This window comes from Ruegeria sp. (genome assembly GCF_028066395.1).
In the GTDB taxonomy this organism is placed as follows: domain Bacteria; phylum Pseudomonadota; class Alphaproteobacteria; order Rhodobacterales; family Rhodobacteraceae; genus Ruegeria.
Map to the genome: position 1 here is coordinate 18377 of NZ_JALCBM010000006.1, position 4182 is coordinate 22558.

4 protein-coding genes and 2 pseudogenes are annotated in these 4182 nt (G+C 60.1%); all 6 read right to left on the bottom strand.

Going from position 1 to position 4182, the window contains the following annotated elements; translation table 11 throughout:
• Window positions 1-350 (bottom strand): annotated as a pseudogene (locus MPJ51_RS03425) (phenylacetate--CoA ligase family protein); the annotation flags it as partial.
• Window positions 351-370: 20 nt separating this feature from the next.
• Window positions 371-1204: an ABC transporter ATP-binding protein gene (locus MPJ51_RS03430; protein WP_298381768.1), complete on the bottom strand. Its 834-nt coding sequence runs from the start codon at window positions 1202-1204 to the stop codon at window positions 371-373.
• 70 nt (window positions 1205-1274) lie between these two features.
• The gene (locus MPJ51_RS03435) at window positions 1275-2558 is read right to left on the bottom strand and encodes an ABC transporter substrate-binding protein (RefSeq protein WP_298381771.1); all 1284 of its coding nucleotides are present in this window, start codon (window positions 2556-2558) and stop codon (window positions 1275-1277) included.
• A 72-nt stretch (window positions 2559-2630) separates the two neighbouring features.
• Entirely contained in the window at window positions 2631-3707 is a 1077-nt protein-coding gene (locus MPJ51_RS03440; RefSeq protein ID WP_298381774.1) for a branched-chain amino acid ABC transporter permease, read from the bottom strand.
• A gap of 3 nt (window positions 3708-3710) precedes the next feature.
• The gene (locus MPJ51_RS03445) at window positions 3711-3968 is read right to left on the bottom strand and encodes a hypothetical protein (protein ID WP_298381777.1); all 258 of its coding nucleotides are present in this window, start codon (window positions 3966-3968) and stop codon (window positions 3711-3713) included.
• Window positions 3969-3970: 2 nt separating this feature from the next.
• Window positions 3971-4182, bottom strand: a pseudogene (locus tag MPJ51_RS03450) (branched-chain amino acid ABC transporter permease); the annotation flags it as partial.

Here is a 4182-nt window from a genome sequence, read left to right on the forward strand (position 1 = left end):
CCGGCGGCATGGATAAACCGGCCCATGCGCCACCAGTCGTGATCGGTGCTGCCGGGCTCATAAATCGGCCCCGGCGACTGGAACACGTGATGGAAATGCCGGGCCGGTTTGACCGAAAACCCCCCGAACGGAGGCCGCGTGGCCTGCGCCTGAACCAGATCGGATTTGCGCAGCACCGGCAGTTTTGCCAGATCAGCGACCGAGGCAACATCACCCGGCCCAATCCCCTGCAAATGGGCGGCCAGACCCGGGGCCGACAGGGCACGTTCGATCTGGATGCGCAGGGCCTGCGTTTGTTCGGCACTGCGCTGATCGGCTGACCGGGTCTCAAGTGCGTCATAGTAAGTCATCGCCTGATCCTCCATCCCGCTTACAGCCATCTCTTGCGGCGGCGGTAGGAGCGCACATCGCGGAAGCTTTTGCGCCCTTCGTCGGACATGCCGAGATAGAATTCCTTCACATCCGGATTCTCGCGCAAATCTGCGGCGGGGCCGTCCATCACCACCCGCCCCGATTCCAGAATATAACCGTAATGGGCGAACCGCAGCGCCACATTGGTGTTCTGTTCGGCCAACAGGAAGGACACGCCTTCCTTCTCGTTCAGGTCTTTCACGATGCCAAAAATCTCTTCAACCAGCTGCGGGGCCAGACCCATCGAGGGTTCGTCCAGCAGGATTGTTTCCGGCCGCGACATCAGCGCCCGACCCATCGCCACCATCTGTTGTTCCCCGCCCGAGGTATAGCCCGCCTGAGACCTACGGCGTTCTTTCAAACGCGGAAAATAGCTGTAAACCAGTTCCAGATCCTTCTGGATCGCCGCATTGCCATCCTTGCGGGTATAGGCCCCGGTCAGCAGGTTCTCCTCGACAGTCAGATGTTCGAAACAATGGCGGCCTTCCATCACCTGAATGACGCCCTTTTCCACCAGATCAGCCGGATCGCTTTCATGCACGCTGGCACCACGGTATTTGATCGAGCCCTTGGTGACCTCACCCCGTTCGGAATGCAGCAGGTTCGACACGGCCTTGAGCGTCGTGGTCTTGCCCGCGCCGTTGCCGCCCAGCAAAGCGGTGATGCCACCCTTGGGCACGGTCAGGCTGACGCCTTTCAGCACAAGGATCACGTGGTTGTAGATCACCTCGATATTGTTGACCTCAAGCAGGGTTTCCGCCTGAACATCCGTGGTTTGAGCCGCATCCAGCATCTGCGCGTGTCCTTGTGCGAGTGTGGGGTGCGGGGCGGCAGCCAACCGCCGCCCCGGGGTTCAGTACGCCTTAGTTGCAGCGCTCCGAGATGTTGTTTTCAGCCGCGTAGGCCGCCGAATCCTCGGCGATCAGCGCGCCGATCACTTCGGCATCAGTGGGTTTGAAGTCCTGCAGCTTGTTCCAGGTGCCGGTCGAGGCATCCCACTGAACAACACCCACCAGACCCGGACCACCGTGGTTTTCACAGCTGACGCTGAATTCCGGCCCGAACCCGGCCATGCCCAGTGCGTCCATCTTGGCGTTGGTCATCTCCAGCGCTTCCATACCATCGCGCATCATCGACGCGTCGATATCGGCCACGCCGTGGATGCCCTGCGCGGTCTTGATCGCCTCGGACGCCAGCATCGCCGCATAGAGACCCCGGTTATACTGGACCGAGCCCAGCTGATCGCCCGCACCCGCGGCCTTGCCCGCATCGGCGACGTATTTGCGCAGATCGTCATAGACCGGGTAATCGTCACCCAGACCGGTGAAGGTCAGCGCCTTGTAGCCGGTGGCCTTGTCACCTGCGGGTTCGACGTCGAATTCAGCACCGGACCACCAGACGCCGATGAAGTTCTCCATCGGGAAGCGGATGTTGGCGGCCTCTTGCACGGCGACCTGGTTCATCACGCCCCAGCCCCACATGACCACATAATCCGGCTTTTCCCGGCGGATCTGCAGCCATTGCGATTTCTGCTCTTGCCCCGGATGGTCCACCGGCAGCAGCGTCAGATCATAGCCGTGCTTTTCGGCCAGTGTTTCCAGCGTGCGGATCGGTTCCTTGCCATAGGCCGAGTTGTGATAGACCAGCGCGATTTTCTTACCGCTCAGGTCACCGCCGTTTTCATCCAGCAGATAGTTGATCGCGCCCGACGCCCCGTTCCAGTAGTTGGCCGGATAGTTGAACACGTTGCTGAACACCTTGCCATTCGCGGCCGAGGTGCGGCCATAGCCCATCGTGTGCAGCGGGATGCCGTCAGCGGTCACTTTGGGGATCAGCTGATAGGTGATACCGGTCGAGAGCGGCTGATAGACCAGTGCGCCTTCGCCTTTGGTGGATTCGTAGCATTCCACACCTTTTTCGGTGTTGTACCCGGTCTCGCATTCGATGACCCGGACCGGAACACCGCCGATACCGCCGTCACGTTCGTTCAGCAGGGTGAAATAGTCGTTATACCCGTCCGAGAACGGGATGCCGCCCGCCGCATAAGGCCCGGTGCGATAGCTGAGATCCGGGATAACCAAATCTGCCAGCGCGGGGCCTGCAGCCATCAGGGCGCCCAGCGCCAAGGTTGCCAGTTTCGTCTTCATCGGGTGTCTCCTCCCTTGATTGATCCGATGGTGTGTTCGGGCTTTTGCACCCGTCTTATGATTGGGCCGCCCTTAATGCGGGAACGGCCATAGTCTGAGTTTTTCTTTCGCCACGCGCCACAGCTGCGCCAACCCATGAGGTTCAAGGATCAGGAACATGATGATCAGCGCGCCCACGATCACGAGGTTCAGATGCGCGACGATATCCGTGGGCCAGCCCAGCAGATCGACGCCGATCAGCTTCAGCACCACCGGCAGCAACACCAGAAACGCCGCCCCTGCGAATGAGCCGAAAATCGACCCTAACCCGCCGATAATCACCATGAATAGCACCAGGAACGATTTCTGGATGCCAAAGACTTCGCCAACTTCGACCGCGCCCAGATATACTGCAAAGAACAGCGCTCCGGCGATGCCCACAAAGAAGGAGCTGACGGCAAAGGCGGTCAGTTTTGCTTTCAAAGGGTTCACCCCGATGATCTCGGCTGCGATGTCCATATCGCGGATCGCCATCCATGTGCGCCCGGTCGTGCCCCGCGTCAGATTGCGCGCGATGATCGCGCTGACGGTCAGGAAGATCAGGCAGAACAGATAGGTAGCCCAGGCCGACGCGTTCGGACCAGTGACGATGATCCCGAACACATCCCGTTCCGGCGCGTTGATCTGCCCCGAGGCCGAGTAGTTGTAGAACCACGGCACCCGATTGAACAGCCACACCAGAAAGAATTGCGCCGCCAGCGTGGCCACCGCCAGATAGAACCCCTTGATCCGAAGCGATGGCAGGCCGAACAGGACACCGACGAAGGCCGTGATCCCTCCGGCCAACAGCACATGGATGAACATGCTGACATCCGGGAAGGCGGTCATCAGTTTGTAGCAGGCATAGGCACCCACAGCCATGAACCCTCCGGTCCCCAAGCTGACCTGCCCACAATAGCCCACCAGAATGTTCAACCCGATCGCCGCAATGGCGTAGATCAGGAAGGGCAGCAGCAGCGCATTGGCCCAATAGTCATTGATGATGAAGGGAATGATCCCGAAGGCCACCGCCAGCACCACATAGTACCGATACCGGTCGAATTTGATCGGGAAGGTCTGGCTGTCATCCCTGTAAGAGGTCTTGAAGTCCCCCGCCTCGCGATAGAACATGTCTTACCTTCCCCACTCTTCCTGCGCCCGGTTCCGGGCCGCAGCGTCCAGTTGTTTTGATCCCTTGGCGTAACCGCTCGCTTCCGAGGCGCGCACCAGTGTCATGTAGGCCAGAATACCGGTGACCAGCCCGACAAAGGCCAGAAGCGCCGCGATCACCAACTGGCTTTCGCTCAGGTCATCCGTGGTCAGCGCGATATAGCCAAAGGCCCAGAACCCCGCCCATGCGATCACGTTGATGATGGCGATCAGCTTTGGCATTGCTACACCCTCTCGATGATCTTCTCGCCGAACAGGCCCTGAGGCCGGAACACCAGAAAGATCAGCGCCAGAACATAGGCGAACCAGTTCTCGGTCGCGCCACCCAGCGCAGGGCCGAGCGCGAATTCAAACAGTTTCTCTCCGACACCGATGATCAGCCCGCCAACAATGGCCCCGGGGATCGAGGTAAACCCGCCCAGCATCAGCACCGGCA

What these genes read in the sequence shown, in the direction of transcription:
- MPJ51_RS03435 (WP_298381771.1), bottom strand. Translation starts at nt 2,558, where the DNA reads ATGAAGACGAAACTGGCAACCTTGGCGCTGGGCGCCCTGATGGCTGCA.
- MPJ51_RS03430 (WP_298381768.1), bottom strand. Translation starts at nt 1,204, where the DNA reads ATGCTGGATGCGGCTCAAACCACGGATGTTCAGGCGGAAACCCTGCTT.
- MPJ51_RS03445 (WP_298381777.1), bottom strand. Translation starts at nt 3,968, where the DNA reads ATGCCAAAGCTGATCGCCATCATCAACGTGATCGCATGGGCGGGGTTC.
- MPJ51_RS03440 (WP_298381774.1), bottom strand. Translation starts at nt 3,707, where the DNA reads ATGTTCTATCGCGAGGCGGGGGACTTCAAGACCTCTTACAGGGATGAC.